The sequence below is a fragment of the Saccharopolyspora tripterygii genome, assembly GCF_054778355.1.
In genome coordinates, this window is the sequence record NZ_BAAGZP010000020.1 from 151,357 (window position 1) to 166,997 (window position 15,641).

The following is a 15,641-nucleotide window of genomic DNA, read 5'->3' on the forward strand; positions in this document are numbered from 1 at the left end:
TGAGGCCGGTAGCGTGGGTTCGCGGACCGGTTTCGAGGAGGAAGGGGAACCGTGGCCTACCCAGACGGCCTGCTCAGCGAGGACGAGAGCGTCGTCGTGCACAAGCACCCGCATTGGAAGATGCTGCTCGGCCCGGTTCTGGTGCTGTTCGTCGTGGTCGGAGGGGCGTCCTACCTGGCAGCCCTGGTGGCGACCACGCCCTGGCGGCTGCCGGTGTGGATCGCGCTGGGCGTCGTCGGCCTGCTGGTGATCTTCTGGTTCACCCTCGCCCCGGTGTCCCGCTGGCGGACCACCCACTTCGTGATCACCACGCACCGGTTGATGGTCCGGGAGGGCGTGTTCACCAGGTCCGGGATCGACATCCCGATGTGGCGGATCAACTCGGTGCGCTTCCGGCGCGGAGTGGTGGACCGCATCTTCGGCTGCGGCACGCTGGTGATCGAGTCCGCTTCCGACGAACCTCTGGAATTCGACGACATCCCGCAGGTGGAGCAGGTGCACTCGCTGCTCTACCGAGAGGTGGACGACAACGCCGAACGGACGCAGGAGAGCTGATGGGACCACGTGAACTGGGCTTGCCGATGCCGGTCGCCTCGCCGGAGCCGGGGCAGCTGCCCGGCGAGGTGACGATCTGGGAGGTCGGAGCCCGGGACGGCCTGCAGAACGAGAAGGAGATCGTTCCGCTGGAGGTCAAGCTGGAGTTCCTGCGGCGGCTGGCCGATGCGGGCCTGGTGGTGCTCGAAGCGACCAGCTTCGTCCACCCCAAGTGGGTTCCGCAGCTGGCCGACGCCGCCGAACTCCTCGACGGTCTCGACGAGGCGCCGGGTGCGCGGTACCCGGTGCTGGTGCCCAACGAGCGCGGTCTGGAGCGCGCGCTGGAGGCGAAGGTCCGCGACATCGCGATCTTCGCCGCGGCGTCGGAGACGTTCGCGCAGCGCAACCTCAACAGCGGCCTCGACGAGCAGTTCGCCATGTTCGAGCCGGTGGTGACGCGCGCCGTGGGCGAGGGGATCGCCGTGCGCGGGTACCTGTCGATGTGCTTCGGCGACCCGTGGGAAGGCCCCGTCGCGGTAGAGCAGGTCGTGGCGGCGGGCAAGCGGCTGCTGGAGATGGGCTGCCACCAGCTCTCGCTCGGCGACACCATCGGGGTGGCCACCCCGGGGCACGTGGAGTCGCTGCTGCGCGCGTTCGTCGCGGCCGGGGTCGGCGTGGACCGGCTGGCCGTGCACTTCCACGACACCTACGGCCAGGCGCTGTCGAACACCCTGACCGCGCTCCGCCACGGAGTGTCCACGGTGGACTCCTCGGCGGGCGGTCTGGGCGGCTGCCCGTACGCCAAGTCCGCGACCGGCAACCTCGCCACCGAAGACCTGATCTGGATGCTCGAAGGCCTCGGCATCCAGCACGGGGTCGACCTCGGCAAGCTCGTCGAGACCAGCGTCTGGATGGCCGAGCAGCTCGGCCGCCCCAGCCCGTCGCGCGTGGTCAAGGCGCTGGGCTCGTGACCGCACCCGACCCGGTCCTGCGCAGCGCGCAGGACCGGCCGGTGCTGGTCTGGCGGTGCGCGCGCCCCTGGCTGGCGATCTCCTCCGCGCCGTGCGGCGGCGGCATCGGCCTGCGGAACTGGGTGCTCAACGCGACCGTGATGACCGACTACGACCACCCCGACCCGAGGGCGCACGCCGGTGAGATGGCGGCGGGGCTCGGGTTGTCCGGTGCGGGGATCGGCCTGCTCACCGCGGTGGACGTGCGCCACGAGGTCACCGCCACCGACGGCGGCGTCCGGGCGAGCGTGACCACCGGCGCCAACGCTCCCGTCTGGGCCGCCGCGCCCGCCGGGGAGCGGGCGTGGGCTCCGGGCACGATCAACGCGGTCTGCTGGTCACCGGTGCGGCTCAGCGAAGCGGCGCTGGTGAACGCCGTCGCGACGGTCGCCGAGGCGAAAGCCCAAGCCCTGCTGGAATCCGGCGTCGCGGGTACCGGAACGGTCACCGACGCCACCGCGATCCTCTGCCCCGCCGACGGGGACGACGAGCTCTACGGCGGGCCCCGCTCGCGCATCGGGGCGTCGCTGGCGCGCGCCGTGCACGCGGCGGTCACCGCCGGGCTGCGCGTCGAGAACGCGCGCCACGACCCGAGGTGAGCTGCTCAGTCCTGCTCGCGCGTTGCGAACAGGCCGACGAAGCTGAAGCGCAGGACCCGCTCGTCACCCCGGTCGGCGGTGCCGGTGATCTCGACCAGGCCGAGGTTCGGCTTGCTGCGGGAGCGGCGCTGGCCGGTGACCTCCACGCCGAACCGCAGCACGTCGCCGGGGAAGACCGGGGCCATCCAGGTCAGCTCGTTGCCGCCGGGGGAACCTTGCGACGTCGAATCGCCCAGCACGTGATCGACGTAGGCGCGCATCCACAGCGACGCGGTGAACCAGCCGGACGCGCACAGGCCGCCCAGCACCGAGTTGCGGCCGGCCTCCTCGTCGAGGTGGAACGGCTGCGGGTCGAAGCGGGCGTTGAACGCCAGCATCTCCTCGCGGTCGATCTCGGTCTTGCCGAGATCGAACGTCCGCCCCGGCGTGAGGTCCTCGTACGCGATGGTGGCCATGACGCCATCTTCGCAGCTACCAGGCCCGGGCGACGTTGAGAGGGTCCTCACAGGAGGCTGCGCCGCTGCGGGATTTCAGCGAATTTGGGCGTCGGGTAGCTGAAAAGCGCGGGCCCGCGTGGAACCATCGAACCATCGGTGCGCACCACGAGGGCACCGTCCACCGGCGGAAAGGGGAGGGCAGTGCCAACCGACCACAGACCCCGGGTGGACGACTCCGCGGCTCACCGGCTCGCGGCCGCAGGTCCGGAACCGGTGGCGCACAACGCTTCGCGGCTGAGCGCCCGCTCCGGTGCCGGCCGCTCGCAGCGAAGGCGGGTGCGGCGATGAGCGGCAGCGACGCAGGGACGCCGGCGCCCGACGCCGGGGAGAACGACGCCGGTGCGGCCTCAGCCGGTGCGCTGAACGCCGAAACCGCCGTGGGCAGCGCCGAACCCGGTGCTGCGATCGACGATGTGGAACGTGGTGTGGGGCAAGCAGCAGGGGGAGCGCAGGGCGCGCAGGACACCGTCCGCGAAGCGGTTCCGGAAGGCGGTTTCGGCGCTCCCGCGGATCCGCGGGGTCAGGGCTGGGAGCCGGGTCTCGCCGACGCCGGGACCGGGCCGATCCCGGTGACCGGCCGGCGGCCGGGCGAAGCGCCCAGCACCGCTCCGCACGCCGCGTGGTCCGCGCCGAGGAGCGGACCACGACCCCCGGCCCCAGCAGCGGGTTTCCCCGCGCACGCCGGGCAGCGGGGCGGCTACGCACCGGCACCGTCGGCGCCGGGCCGCGGTCCGGCCGGGTTCGGGCAGGCACCGCCGGTCAACCGGGCGCAGCGGGCCGCGAACCTGCCGCCGCACCAACCGGTGCAGCGCGGAGCGCTCCGCCCGCTGGCGCAGTCCTCGTCCGGTCATCCCGGGCCCGTGGCCCCGGAACCGCAGCAACGACCGCTGCGTCACGGCCCGCGCAACGCCGACGTGGTGGCGTTCGTGCTGCACCAGTTCCCGATCGGTTACATGCCGGTCGCCGCGGATCAGGCGAGCCGGCAGCTCTCCCCGCACGAGACGGGCGCGAGCCTCCCGCCGCAGGAGCACCCGGACGCGGGTCTGATCGCCGACACCGACGCGGTGCGGCGCGCCCAGTCCACCGCGGTGTACGAGGACGCGCGACGGCACCGCGCCGAACGCGCCGAGCCCGGTCGCCTCCCGGAGGAACTGCTCGACGGGCACGACCCGCTCGGCGAGCTCGGCGAACTCGACTGGGAGCGGCGCTACGAGATCCGCGAAGCCGACCGGCTCGCGCACCGCTGGCCGCCGCCCGAGGAGCTTCCGGAACCGGGTGAGGCCGTGGTGCTGGAACCGGACACCGTGATCGACCTGCTCGGATCCGGTGACGGACGGCTCTTCTGGGCCGACGCAACACCTTTCGCGCACCGCTCGCTCCCGCCCGCGCACGCCGCGCGGGACCACCGGCGCTACCGGCTGCTGCGACCGCTGCCGGTGTGGCGGTCGGTGGCCGCGCCGTGGTTCGAGCAGCCCGGCGGCGGTGTCCGCTACCGCACCACCCGATCCGCCCACGACCTCGTCGGCCTCGGCCACCTGGTGGAGCTGACGAAGGCGAGACAGCTGTCGGAGGCCTCCACGCTGCGCCTGGTGCTCAGCGGGACCACCGACGGCGAACAACCCCCCGAACCGGACGAGCACGATGGGCAACAGGAGAGCACGCGGTGAACGGCGAATCGGTACTCGGCTGGCTGATGGCGATGGGCGTGCCCGAGGAGCTGGTCTCCATCGGCGCCGAAGCCGACGACGCCTGGTGCCTGCTGCGCGCGGAGACCGAGAACGGGCCCGCCTGGGAAGTCTTCTGGCGCGAGCAGGGCAACCGCTACGACTGGGCGGGCTTCAGCAACGAGCAGGTCGCCTGCTTCTACCTGTTCGGTCGGCTCACCTGGACCCAAGCCCTGCGCGGCGTCGTGGGCCCGGTCGACGCGACCAGCACACCGCCCCGGGGAACCCCCGCTCCCCGCTGATCCGACCCCTGAAGCCGGGCATCTGAGTAGTGCTACTGATGTCCGCTCCGGCACGCGCCAGGATCATGTCGGCATGTCGCAACCGCACCAGGGAGACACCCTCCAGTTGGTCGCAGGCGAGCTGTCCGCCATCGGGCAGCGCCTGTCCTACCTGGGCAGCGTGCTGCAGGCCGAGGCGGCGCACCGCCCCCAGGGCGCTCCCGCGCAGCCGCAGGCCGAGCAACCGGCGGCGGTGAGCGCTGAACGACCGAGCGCACCCGCCGCGCCGGTCCAAGCCGCCCCGCAGCCGGTGGCGGAACCTCGCCGCCGGATCCGCCCGAACCTCGAACCCAGCCGCGTGCTGGCCTGGGTCGGTGGCGGGGTGACCTTGCTCGGCGTCGTGTTCCTGCTGGTGCTGGCCGTGCAGCAGGACTGGGTCGGCCCGGCCGCGCGGATCGCCGGCGGAGCCGCGCTGGCCGCGCTGCTGATCGCCGCGGGCTGGTGGGTCCACCGCAAGGCCGCCGAGCAGCGCGTCGCGTCGATCTCGCTGGCCACCACCGGTTTCGCCGCGCTGTTCCTCGACGTCGTCGCCGCGACAGCCCTCTACGGGTTCCTCCCGGCCCCTGCCGGACTGGGCCTCGGACTGCTCGTCGCGATCGGCGGCCTGGCGCTCGCGGACCGCTGGCAGGCGCAGCCGCTGGCGGTCGGAGTGGTCCTCGGCTCCGCGATCTGCGCTCCGATGATCACGCAGGGGGCCGATGCGCTGCTGATCGGCTTCGTCGTGCTGCTCCAGGTCGCTGCCGCACCCGTCCAGGTGCGCCGCGGTTGGGGCGGGCTCGCGCTGGCCGCGGGCATCCCCACCGCGCTGGCCGCGCTGATCGGCGCGTTCTGGGGCCTGGCCTACCCGAACCCGGTGCTGGTGCCCATGATCCTGGCCGCCGCCGTGCTGGGCGTGCTCATCGCCGCCGTCACCGCGGGCTTCCGGCACACCGCCGAGCGCACGACCATCGGCCTGCTCATCGCCGCGCCGACCCCGTCGTTCCTGGCCGGGCCGATGTTGCTGGAACGCGCCGAGGCCACCGCGACCGGCGTCGGCATGGCGCTGCTGCTGGCCGTGATCTGGGCCGTCGGCCGCTACCTCCCGGCCTTCGCCGACTGGCTGCCGGGACGCTTCCTGGCCGCCGTCGGCGCGATGGCCGTGGTGGCCACCGGGCAGGCGACGATCACCGCGCTGGACGCCTCCAGCTGGGCGACCGGCCTGCTGTGCGAGGCGCTGGCGCTGACCGTCGCCGGTCACCTGCTGAAGCGCGGCGGGATCCTGCTGGGCGCCGCGTGCTACGCCGTGTTCGGGTTCTTCCTGGCGCTGGGCAACGAGGTTCCCCTCGACGCGCTGCTGTGGTTCGACGAGGGCACCGGCGTCGCCGGGCTGGTCGCTGGCCTGCTGATCACCGTGGTGGCGGTCGGCCTGCCCACCGCGGGGGTGCGGATCGGCAAGGTCGGCAGCCTGCCCGCGTCGCTGTGGCTGTGGGCCTCCGCCGCGCTGGCGCTGCTCTACGGCACCGCGAGCGCCACGATGGCCGCCTGCCTGCTGGTCAGCGAGTCGCGCGGGGCGTTCCTCGCCGGGCACATCCTGATCACCCTGTGCTGGGTGGTCTTCGCGATCGCGCTGCTGCTGCGCGGGGTCCACGTGCGGCACCTGCGCATCGGCGGCCTCGTGCTGACGGCCGTGTCGCTGGCGAAGCTGCTCCTGTTCGACCTGGCCACCCTCGACGGCTTCGCCCGGGTGATCGCCTTCCTCTGCGCGGGCCTCTTCCTGCTCGCGGCGGGGGTCGGCTACGCGAAACTCCTCACCCGCCAAGCGGAACCGCAGGTGTAGGGAGTCCCGCCGCGGGCGAGCCCGTCACAGCGCCAGCAGGTCCAGGGCTTCCCGGTGCAGGTGCCCGTTGGTGGACAGGGCGTTCCCGCCGTCGAAGCGCGCGACCCCGGAGAGGTCGGTGAACCTGCCACCGGCCTCCTCCACCAGGACCTGCGCCGCCGCCACGTCCCACGGGTTGACGATCGGTTCCGCGGCGATGTCGATGGCGCCCTCGGCGACCAGGCAGTGGTGCCAGAAGTCGCCGAACGCCCGGTTCTCCCAGCAGGCGTCGATCAACCGCAGGTAGGACTCCCGCGAGTGGTGCTCCACCCAGGTGCCCAGGTGGGTGGTCGACACGTAGGCGTCGGCGGTGTCGCGCACCCCGGACACCGAGATCCGCTCCGGCTCGCCGTCGCCGGTCCGGCACCACGCACCGGCGCCGACCGCCGCCCACCAGCGCTTGCCCAGGGCGGGGGCGCTGATCACGCCGACCACCGGTCGCTCCTGGTCGACCAGCGCGATCAGGGTGGCCCAGGCGGGAACCCCGCGCAGGAAGTTCTTGGTCCCGTCGATCGGGTCGAGCACCCAGGCCCGGCCGTCGCCCGTCGTGCCGCCGCGCTCCTCACCGGCGACGACGTCACCGGGCCGGTGCTCGGCGAGCACCTCGCGCACGGCGTCCTCGACGGCCAGGTCGGCGTCGGTCACCGGCGTGCGGTCGGGTTTGCGGTCGACGCCGAGATCGCGGGCGCGGAAGCGCGCCGTGGTGATCGAATCGGCAACATCGGCCAGCTGCTGGGCGAGGTCGAGATCGCTGGTCACGTCCGCAAACCCTAGTCCGTCGGCCCCGGCGACCCGGCCCAGGGCGTCGGCCGCCACCGGGGGACCGCGCCTCGCCGACCGCGGTGAACAGGAATTTCCCAGTACGTGGCGAAGGTTTCGGCTGACGTTCGCGGCCCGGTCGCCGGCGTCCAGCGGCCCAGGCGGGGCACGCGCCCTCGCGGGCCCTCTAGGCTGGGAGACGTGAGCGTGGTGCTGCTGGCAGAAGACGATCCGGCCATCGCTGTGCCGCTGTCCCGGGCGCTGCAACGCGAGGGCTACACCGTGAAGGTGATCGAAGACGGCCCGTCGACGCTGCGCACAGCCTCCGAGGGCGGTGTTGACCTGCTGGTCCTCGATCTGGGTCTGCCGGAGATGGACGGGCTGGAGGTGTGCCGCAGGCTGCGGTCGCAGGGACGGGGGCTTCCCGTCCTGATGCTCACCGCGCGCACCGACGAGGTCGACTTCGTGGTCGGGCTCGACGCCGGGGCCGACGACTACGTGGCCAAGCCGTTCCGCCTCGCCGAGCTGATGGCCCGCATCCGCGCGCTGCTGCGCCGAGGCGCACCCGAGACGGTCGAGGCCTCGGGCGTGCGCCTGGACCTGACCGCTCGCCGGGTCCTGGTCAACGAGCACGAGGTGCAGCTGGCCAACAAGGAGTACGAGCTGCTGCGGGTGCTGATGCAGCACGCGGGCCAGGTCGTGACCCGCGAGGAGATCCTCGAAGAGGTCTGGCCGGAGTCCGACCGCAAGGGCAGCAAGACCCTCGACATGCACATCTCGTGGCTGCGCCGGAAGCTCAGCGACAGCAACGGCCGGCTCGACGAGACCCGCATCGCCACCGTCCGGGGTGTCGGTTTCCGCTTCAACTCGGACTGAGGGGTTCGCGAAGTGACCTGCGCAGCAACGTTCCCGGCCGACTTCTAGGCCGGCCTCGATGCGTCGTCGGATTCTGCAGGCCACCCTGCTCGCCGTGGCCGTGACCGCGGTCGTGCTGGGGCTCCCGCTGGGCTTCACCGCGCTCAAGCTCGTCCAGGACCTGACCGGCGCGGACATGTCGACCCGCGCGCAGCAGATCGCCACCCTGCTCGACGAGCAGGTCGCCAACCAGCGCCCGATCGACCTCAACGCGGTGCGGCTGGCGGTGCCGCGCGGAGCCAGGCTGGTGGTGCGCACCCAGGCCCACGACTACGTCTACGGCCCCGATCCCGGCGAGAACCCGCTGGTGGAGAGCGTGCCGATGGTGCAGAGCGGCACGGTGACCATCGCCGCGCCCAGCGCGCCCGTGCGCACCCAGCAGCTCCAGGTCGCCGGTCTGGTGCTGATGCTGGTGATCCTGTCCGCGGGCACGGGCATGATCGTCGCCTCGGTGACCGCCCGGCGGCTCGCCGACCCGCTCCGGCACGTCGCGTCGCGCGCCGCGCGGCTCGGCGCCGGCGACTTCCGCGCCGACCCGCAGCGACACCAGGTTCCCGAGCTGGACCGGGTCGCCGACGCCCTGGACGCCTCGGGCGCCGCCCTGTCCCAGCTGGTGCAGCGGGAGCGCGAGCTGGTCGGCGACGTCTCGCACCAGCTGCGCAGCCGCTTGACCGCGTTGCAGCTGCGGCTGGAGGCGCTCGCGGCGGTCGACGACGCCGACGTCTCGGAGGAGGCCCGCGCCGCGCTGGAGCAGGCCGAGCGGCTCTCGGCGGTGCTCGACGACCTGCTCGCGGCGGCGACGGCCGCTCGCGCCCGCGACGCCGAACCCCTGGACGTGACCGACCTGCTCAACGAGGTCGCCGACGAGTGGCGGGAACCGCTGCGCGCGCAGGGCCGGACGCTGCGGCTCAAGGTCGCAGGCGAACTCCTCGCGCGGGCGACCCCGGGGCGGCTGCGCGAAGCGATCGGCGTGCTGCTGGACAACGCGCTGCGGCACGGGGAAGGCCCGGTCACGCTCACCGCCCGGCACGGCGGGGGCACGGTGCTCATCGAGGTGTCCGACGCCGGATCCGGCGTGCCGGACGAGCTGGTCCCGCACGTCTTCGAGCGCGGGTTCTCCGGGCACGGCTCCACCGGTGTCGGGCTCGCGCTGGCCAGGGCGCTGGTGGAAGCCGACGGTGGCCGGCTGGAGCTCAGCCAGGCCCGCCCGGCGATGTTCGAGGTGTTCCTGCGGGTCGCGCGCGCCGACGACGTGCTGGGCCTGCCGTGGAAGCCGGAGCCCACGCCCCGCTGAGCTCAGCGGGCCAGCGCGCGGTCGTCGTGCGGGGCTTCCTGGTCGTGATCGGTGGGGAAGACCCACTTGCGGAACGCCCACCAGCGGAACGCCATCCCCAGCAGCAGGCCGACGATCTGACCCGAGGTGAAGTCGGCGAGCTCCTCGATGAGCCTGCTGGTGTAGGGGGTCTGCAGGTGCAGCATGTAGCGCGAGACCCACAGCGGCGCGGAGTACAGCCCGACCCCGATGCCGCTGATGATGAAGTACAGCGTCGCCTCGTGGTGCCTGCGATGACCGCCGCGGGTGCGGAACGACCAATCCCTGTTGAGCACGTAGGACACCAGGGTCGCCACCAGCACCGCGATGACCTTCGACGTCACGGGTTTCGGCGAGAGGATCGTCAGCTTCAGCGCGTAGAAGATGCCCGTGTCGATGAAGAACGTGATCGCGCCGACGACCCCGAACTTGAGCAGCTCGCGATGCCGCAACGCGAGAGCTCGGTACGCCTGCGGGACTCGCTCGAGCACCGAATCTGCAACGGACACGCCCCCGAGTCTACGGAGTGGCCCGAATCGTCGAGGCGGGACCGGAGTACGTCATCTCACTTCTCGCGGCCCGCTCCCGCCGTGATCGCCACGGCGGGAGCGGGCCGCGAGGAAGGTCAGGAACCCGAGGACGTCGTGCTCGGAGCGGTCGTCGTCGTCGAGGTCGGCGGGGCCGTCGTCGAGGACGGGGGAGCCGTGGTGCTCGGGCTCGGCGTCGTCGTGCTCGTCGGCGGCGGAGCCGTCGTGGTCGGTCCCGTCGTCGGTGGGGCGGTCGTGGTCGTGGGCGGCGGCGGAACCGTCGTCGGCGAGGGCTCCTGCGGCGGCACCGGCCGCTCGGGAGACGGCGGCCGGCAGTGCGGGTCGTCGAACCACCACGGGCGGTCGTGCCCGTTGCCGTGCCCGGGCGGCCACGGCTCGCCGGTGTGGCCCGGCGGCCACCACGGCGGGCAGTCCGGGCGCGTGCTGGTCGTCGTCGACGTGGTCGTGCTCGTCGGAGGCAGCGTCGGTTCCGGCGGTTTCGGCGGCACCGGGGGCCACCAGGGGGTCCAGACGCGCAGCGGCACGGACTGCTGATCGGTCGCCTCACCGAGCTTCGCGGTGATCGGCAGCCACGTGCGGTGCTGCTGGCGGCCGTCGACGGGCGGCGCTTCGGGGCCGTGCACCGGCCACCACGGCCACCCGGGGTGGTCGGTCTCGCCGGAGACCCACAGCTCCCGGTAGAAGCCCTCGCGCGGCGCGAGATCGTCCTCCACGCAGGTCACGGCCTGGTCGGTCGCGGTGCACCCGGCCGGCACGAAGTCGGCTTCGACGCCGTCGGGCAGCTCGGCGACCACTTCGGCGCGGCCGGTGCTGGTGCCGGTGTTGCGGACGCCGATCGCGACGCGGCTGACGTCCATCCAGGGCTGGTCCCACGCCCAGGCGTGGAGGTCGACGTCGTCGACCGGCTTCGGCGGCTCCGGTTCCGGCGCGGGCTCGACGATCACCGGGACCGCGGGCAGGCGCAGGTCGATGTCGGAACCTGCGTTGACGTTGACGGTGATCTCGCCGCCGGTCGCGGACTCGTCGGCCCGCACCAGGTAGTCGAAGACCATCGATTCGCCGGGCTGCAGACCGCGATCGGTGCGGCAGGTGATCGTGCCGGTCCGCCCGTCGCAGCTGATCGACGGCGACCCGGCGGCCTGCGCGCGCAGCGATCGCGGCGAGGCGCTCTGCGGCGACGTGCCGGCCGGCGCGGTCTGCGACGTCGAGCTCGCGGGACCCGACACCGAGGCCGGCAGCTGCGCGGTGACGCCGGGCGGCAGGGCCATCGTCGAGGTGACGGGCATCGAGGGACCGCTGCCGCCGTTGGTCACCCGGATCGGCACCGACACCGGTGCGCCACCGGCGACCAGCTGCAACGGCTGCGCAGGGCCGGTCGCGTTGAGCGACGGGGTCACCACGGGCGGCGGCGCGGGCGCCGGAGCGGGAGCGGGTGGCGCGGCGGGCGCGGGGGCTGCCGGAGGCGGTGCGGGCGCGGGCGGTGGTGCGGCAGGCGGCGCCGCGGGCGGTGCGGGCGGCGGTGGTGCGGCGGGTTCTGCGGCCGGTGGCGGCGCGGGTGCCTGCGCGACCGGGATCGTCTGGTCCGTTCCCGAGGTCATGGCCACCGCGATCGCCGCGGCGAGCACCGCGCTCGCGACTCCGGCGGTCGCCGCCTGCCGGGGACCCGCGCTGGCGGCTTCCCCCGCGGCGGCCCCTGCCCCGGCGCCGCTCGCGGCACCACCGGCGACCAGCGCTCCGGCCGTGGTGCCGCCGGAGGAGATCGAGGCGAGGTAGCCGGTGGCGGTGACGCCCAGGACGAGCGGCGCGATGATCACGCGCAGGCCGCCGTTGACGTCGGCCAGCTCCGCGGCCAGCGCCCGGCACCGGTCGCAGGTGTCCAGGTGGGTCTCGACCTGCGCGGTCTCCCGCTTGGACAACCCGTCACGCGTCCACGCGCCGAGCCGGTCGACGGCCGCGCGGCACTGCTGGACGCTGTCGCCGGACGCCTCCAGCTGTCCCAGGTGGACCTGGAGGTAGGCCTGTCGGAGCCCTTCCCTGGCCCGGTAGGCGAGAGCCGAGACGCCGTTGGGGGTCAGCCCGAGCAGCGGCGCGATCTCGGCGGGCGACTGCCCTTCGATCTCGATGTGCCAGAGCACGGTCTGCCAGCGCTCCGGGAGCCGGGAGAACGCCTGCGCGGCCAGCGTGCGCTCCAACCCGGCGACGGCGGTGTCGTTGAACGGCACGCTGACGTCGGCGCCCGAGACCTCGGCGACGTCGTCGGCCAGCTGCACCTTGCGCTCCCGGCGAGTCCGGTCGTAGGCGGCGTGCCGCAGCGAGGTCAGCAGGTAGGCGCGGAAGGCGCTGGTGGGGCCTCGTCCTTCGCGCAGCGCGTCGAGGACCTTGGCGAACGCCTCGGAGACCAGGTCGTCGGCCTCGGCCGCGGACTTCGCGACCTGGCGGGCCATGTTGTAGGCCGCCGCGACGTGGCGCTCGTAGAGCTCGCCGTACGCCTGCGACGAACCCCCGCGCACCTGCTCCAGCAGCTCACCGTCGCTGGGGTTCTGGACTTCTGCCGGGACAGTCGCCACGCCGCACCTTCCTCCCCGAAGGGGCATGTCCTAGTCAGTACTAATACCGGGCAGTCCGACCGGAGAAAACCACCCGATGTGGAATTCGTCGATCATTGTGATCCGAATCGTATTGGCAAAGCCAGCGAGTCCACCGTCATGGGCGACCGACTGCTCCGTCTCATCGATGAACAGCCCATTGGGGAGGGACGTGGAGCATGCGGATCCGGTCGTTGAGGTGTGACTCGTCGATGGCGCCGACGCTGCGGCGCGCGGTGCGCTCCCGCTGGCGGACGGCGAGCCTCGCAGCGGGATGGCCGTTCCCGGGGGATTGGGAGGTGCCCGCGGTCGACGCCGTGTGCGCCGCGGTCGTGTCGGGCGATGACCTGTCGGACTCGCTGGCCGAGCTGGGGGCGTCGCGCGCCGAGACCGGGGTCGGCCTCGCCGGGACCCTGCAGGACCTCGCCGCGCTGCACGCGGTCGCGAGCGAGGACTCCGACGGGCTGGTCTCGGCCGACCCGGACGCGGTGCCCGCTTCGCTGATCCGCATCACCGCGCTGGGTTGGGCGGACGCGGTCAGCGGCATGTCGGTCGGACGCGAGGTCGAGGACCCGCTGACCGGCCTCAACACCGCCGGCTACCTGCGCACCCGCCTGCACGAGGTCTACCGGGAGGCGAGCTCCCGGGGATCGACGGCCGACGAGGACTACGCGCTGACCACCGTGGGGCTGGGCGTGTCGACCGACGGCTACCCGCGGATGGTCGCGATGGTGCTGATCGCCGACGTGCTGCGCGCGGTTTTCGACTCCGGGGAGACCTCCGCGCTGCTGCGCGCCGCCACCGCCGCGGTGCTCGCGCCGCGCACGCCGCAGCTGCCGGCCCGGTGCCAGCAGGCGCGCTGGATGATCGAGCACCGCTTGGCGGCCGACCCGGCGCTGCGCGACTGCGGTCAGATCCGGATCCAGCAGGAGCCGCTGCCGGAGGACCACGCGGGAGCGTGCCACTTGCTGGCCTCTCTGTGATCGCCGCTCGCGGGCTTCGGCGTGATCGTTGTGAAACAGGTCGCGCTCACCCCTCCCGATGCTGGTGTGAGGGGTCGGTCACCTGAGGAGTCGTTTCAGGATGCGGCGGAGCCGTTGTTTCAGGTGTGGGACTCAGCTGGCACCGCCGCGGGTTCTCACACGTCGTCTGGGTGAGTACGCCGCGACGCCGTGTATTGGCATACATAAGTCGCGGCGCACGGAGGCCAGACGGCGTGTGAGGTTCCGCTACCCGCACCGCCGAGCAAAGTGATCCTGCGAGGACCCCTTAGGCTGAACGGGTGGACCAGCGCACCGGAACCCCAGTCGTCGGAATGATCGGCGGTGGCCAGCTCGCCCGGATGACCCACCAGGCGGCCATTCCGCTCGGGCAGTCGCTGAAGGTGCTGGCCAACTCCGCCGACGAGTCGGCGGCTCTCGTGGCCTCGAACGTCGAGTTCGGCCACCACACCGACCTGGACGCCCTGAAGACCTTCGCCCAGGGCTGCGACGTGGTCACCTTCGACCACGAGCACGTGCCCGGCGAGCACCTGCGTGCGCTGGAGGCGGCCGGGGTGTCGGTCCAGCCGCGGCCGGACGCGCTGCTGCACGCGCAGGACAAGCTGGTGATGCGCCGCGCGCTCGCCGAGCTCGGCCGGCCGGTGCCGCCGTTCGCCGAGATCACCTCGGTCGGCGACGTGCTCGCGTTCGGTGCCGAGCACGGTTTCCCGTGCGTGCTCAAGACCGCGCGCGGCGGTTACGACGGTCGCGGCGTGTGGATGCTCGACGACGCCGCGGAAGCCGAGCGCACCGTCACCGAGCTCCTCGACGGCGGTGCCTCGCTGCTGGCCGAGCAGCGGGTCCCGCTGCGCCGGGAGCTCGCCGCGCTGGTCGCCCGCTCGCCGTTCGGGCAGGGCGCGGTGTGGCCGCTGGTGGAAACGGTGCAGGAGGACGGCATCTGCGTGCAGGTGCTGGCCCCGGCGCCCGACGCCTCCCCGGAGTTGATCGAGCAGGCGCAGAACATCGCCTTGGGCGTCGCCGAATCCCTCGGCGTGACCGGCGTGCTCGCGGTGGAGCTGTTCGAGACCGACGACGGCCTGGTGATCAACGAGCTCGCGATGCGCCCGCACAACTCCGGGCACTGGACCATCGAGGGAGCCCGCACCTCGCAGTTCGAGCAGCACCTGCGCGCGGTGCTGGACTACCCGCTGGGCAGCACCGCGCAGACCGCGCCCGCGGTGGTGATGGCGAACCTGCTGGGCGCCGAGGTCGAACCCGCGATGAGCGTCGACGAGCGGCTGCACCACCTGTTCGCCCGCTACCCGCACGCCAAGGTCCACCTCTACGGCAAGAGCGAGCGCCCCGGCCGGAAGCTGGGGCACATCACCGTTCTCGGCAACGACATGGCCGAGGTCCGCGAGCAGGCGCGGCTCGCCGCGCACTGGCTGTCCGCGGGCGAATGGCTCGACGGCCACGAGATCCACTGAAGCGCACCAGTTCTCGAGATTCCCGGAGGTTTTCGGCGTGACTGAGCAGCCGCTCGTCGGCGTGATCATGGGCAGCGATTCCGACTGGCCGGTGATGCGGGCCGCCGGTGACGCGCTCACCGAGTTCGGCGTGCCGTTCGAGGTCGGCGTCTACTCCGCGCACCGCACGCCGCAGCGGATGCTGGACTACGCGCGAGAGGCCGCCGACCGGGGGATCCGCGTGATCATCGCCGGTGCGGGCGGTGCCGCTCACCTGCCCGGCATGGTCGCCTCGGCCACGGTGCTGCCGGTGATCGGCGTGCCGGTGCCGCTCAAGCACCTGGACGGCATGGACTCGCTGCTGTCGATCGTGCAGATGCCCGCGGGCGTCCCGGTCGCCGCGGTCTCCGTCGGCGGTGCTCGCAACGCCGGTCTCCTGGCGGTGCGCACCCTCGCGGCGGACTCCGGCGAGCTGGGCACCCGCCTGCGCGCCCAGATGGCCCGGTTCCAGGCGGATCTCGAAACCATGGTCCTGAACAAGCACGCAGCCCTCCAGGACAAGACCACCTCCTGAAG

15 protein-coding genes are annotated in these 15,641 nt (G+C 73.0%); 11 read left to right on the plus strand and 4 right to left on the minus strand.

Going from position 1 to position 15,641, the window contains the following annotated elements; genetic code table 11:
* Nucleotides 1-51: 51 nt before the first annotated feature.
* The 3 genes from ACYVF3_RS16670 to ACYVF3_RS16680 are packed head-to-tail and all read left to right on the plus strand — an operon-like array spanning nt 52 to nt 2,143.
* Nucleotides 52-555 carry a PH domain-containing protein gene (locus tag ACYVF3_RS16670; protein ID WP_461155142.1) on the plus strand — a complete coding sequence of 168 codons (504 nt, stop codon included), beginning with the start codon at nt 52-54 and terminating at the stop codon, nt 553-555.
* Complete coding sequence (locus ACYVF3_RS16675; RefSeq protein WP_461155143.1) at nt 555-1,505, plus strand: hydroxymethylglutaryl-CoA lyase; 951 nt, start codon at nt 555-557, stop codon at nt 1,503-1,505. The genes ACYVF3_RS16670 and ACYVF3_RS16675 overlap by 1 nt, the downstream gene beginning before the upstream one ends.
* Nucleotides 1,502-2,143 carry an adenosylcobinamide amidohydrolase gene (locus ACYVF3_RS16680; RefSeq protein WP_461155144.1) on the plus strand — a complete coding sequence of 214 codons (642 nt, stop codon included), beginning with the start codon at nt 1,502-1,504 and terminating at the stop codon, nt 2,141-2,143. The genes ACYVF3_RS16675 and ACYVF3_RS16680 overlap by 4 nt, the downstream gene beginning before the upstream one ends.
* Before the next feature lie 5 nt (nt 2,144-2,148).
* On the opposite strand, the gene ACYVF3_RS16685 is transcribed toward ACYVF3_RS16680, so the two are convergent.
* Nucleotides 2,149-2,598, minus strand: coding sequence for a MaoC family dehydratase (locus ACYVF3_RS16685; RefSeq protein WP_461155145.1), 450 nt, complete (start codon nt 2,596-2,598; stop codon nt 2,149-2,151).
* 326 nt (nt 2,599-2,924) lie between these two features.
* Here ACYVF3_RS16685 and ACYVF3_RS16690 point away from each other — a divergent pair, with 326 nt between their 5' ends.
* The 3 genes from ACYVF3_RS16690 (at nt 2,925) to ACYVF3_RS16700 (ending at nt 6,461) form a co-directional block, all read left to right on the plus strand.
* Complete coding sequence (locus ACYVF3_RS16690) at nt 2,925-4,307, plus strand: TNT domain-containing protein (protein WP_461155146.1); 1,383 nt, start codon at nt 2,925-2,927, stop codon at nt 4,305-4,307.
* Nucleotides 4,304-4,606, plus strand: coding sequence for a hypothetical protein (locus tag ACYVF3_RS16695; RefSeq protein WP_461155147.1), 303 nt, complete (start codon nt 4,304-4,306; stop codon nt 4,604-4,606). The genes ACYVF3_RS16690 and ACYVF3_RS16695 overlap by 4 nt, the downstream gene beginning before the upstream one ends.
* A 73-nt stretch (nt 4,607-4,679) precedes the next feature.
* Entirely contained in the window at nt 4,680-6,461 is a 1,782-nt protein-coding gene (locus ACYVF3_RS16700) for a DUF2339 domain-containing protein (protein WP_461155148.1), read from the plus strand.
* A 24-nt stretch (nt 6,462-6,485) separates the two neighbouring features.
* Here the strand turns inward: ACYVF3_RS16700 and hisN are convergent, their stop codons facing one another.
* Complete coding sequence (gene hisN, locus ACYVF3_RS16705) at nt 6,486-7,259, minus strand: histidinol-phosphatase (RefSeq protein WP_461155149.1); 774 nt, start codon at nt 7,257-7,259, stop codon at nt 6,486-6,488.
* A 201-nt stretch (nt 7,260-7,460) separates the two neighbouring features.
* Between hisN and ACYVF3_RS16710 the strand changes: the two genes are divergently transcribed.
* Nucleotides 7,461-8,135, plus strand: coding sequence for a response regulator transcription factor (locus tag ACYVF3_RS16710; RefSeq protein ID WP_461155150.1), 675 nt, complete (start codon nt 7,461-7,463; stop codon nt 8,133-8,135).
* Nucleotides 8,136-8,193: 58 nt separating this feature from the next.
* A complete protein-coding gene (locus tag ACYVF3_RS16715; RefSeq protein ID WP_461155151.1) occupies nt 8,194-9,468 on the plus strand; it encodes an ATP-binding protein in 1,275 nt (424 codons plus the stop codon).
* Nucleotides 9,469-9,470: 2 nt separating this feature from the next.
* Here ACYVF3_RS16715 and ACYVF3_RS16720 read toward each other — a convergent pair whose 3' ends face one another.
* On the minus strand, nt 9,471-9,995 hold the full coding sequence (locus ACYVF3_RS16720) for a GtrA family protein (protein ID WP_461155152.1): 525 nt from the start codon (nt 9,993-9,995) through the stop codon (nt 9,471-9,473).
* 116 nt (nt 9,996-10,111) lie between these two features.
* Entirely contained in the window at nt 10,112-12,601 is a 2,490-nt protein-coding gene (locus ACYVF3_RS16725) for a sigma-70 family RNA polymerase sigma factor (protein WP_461155153.1), read from the minus strand.
* A 230-nt stretch (nt 12,602-12,831) separates the two neighbouring features.
* Here ACYVF3_RS16725 and ACYVF3_RS16730 point away from each other — a divergent pair, with 230 nt between their 5' ends.
* The 3 genes from ACYVF3_RS16730 to purE all read left to right on the plus strand — a co-directional run bounded on the left by ACYVF3_RS16730 (nt 12,832) and on the right by purE (nt 15,639).
* Nucleotides 12,832-13,602, plus strand: coding sequence for a hypothetical protein (locus ACYVF3_RS16730; protein WP_461155154.1), 771 nt, complete (start codon nt 12,832-12,834; stop codon nt 13,600-13,602).
* Between the two features lie 299 nt (nt 13,603-13,901).
* Nucleotides 13,902-15,086, plus strand: coding sequence for a 5-(carboxyamino)imidazole ribonucleotide synthase (locus tag ACYVF3_RS16735; RefSeq protein WP_461155155.1), 1,185 nt, complete (start codon nt 13,902-13,904; stop codon nt 15,084-15,086).
* 67 nt (nt 15,087-15,153) lie between these two features.
* Nucleotides 15,154-15,639: a 5-(carboxyamino)imidazole ribonucleotide mutase gene (gene purE / locus ACYVF3_RS16740; protein ID WP_461155351.1), complete on the plus strand. Its 486-nt coding sequence runs from the start codon at nt 15,154-15,156 to the stop codon at nt 15,637-15,639.
* The last annotated feature ends 2 nt before the right edge of the window (nt 15,640-15,641 follow it).

What these genes read in the sequence shown, in the direction of transcription:
- ACYVF3_RS16675 (WP_461155143.1), top strand. Translation starts at nt 555, where the DNA reads ATGGGACCACGTGAACTGGGCTTGCCGATGCCGGTCGCCTCGCCGGAG.
- ACYVF3_RS16685 (WP_461155145.1), bottom strand. Translation starts at nt 2,598, where the DNA reads ATGGCCACCATCGCGTACGAGGACCTCACGCCGGGGCGGACGTTCGAT.
- ACYVF3_RS16690 (WP_461155146.1), top strand. Translation starts at nt 2,925, where the DNA reads ATGAGCGGCAGCGACGCAGGGACGCCGGCGCCCGACGCCGGGGAGAAC.
- ACYVF3_RS16700 (WP_461155148.1), top strand. Translation starts at nt 4,680, where the DNA reads ATGTCGCAACCGCACCAGGGAGACACCCTCCAGTTGGTCGCAGGCGAG.
- ACYVF3_RS16715 (WP_461155151.1), top strand. Translation starts at nt 8,194, where the DNA reads ATGCGTCGTCGGATTCTGCAGGCCACCCTGCTCGCCGTGGCCGTGACC.
- ACYVF3_RS16730 (WP_461155154.1), top strand. Translation starts at nt 12,832, where the DNA reads ATGGCGCCGACGCTGCGGCGCGCGGTGCGCTCCCGCTGGCGGACGGCG.
- purE (WP_461155351.1), top strand. Translation starts at nt 15,154, where the DNA reads ATGGGCAGCGATTCCGACTGGCCGGTGATGCGGGCCGCCGGTGACGCG.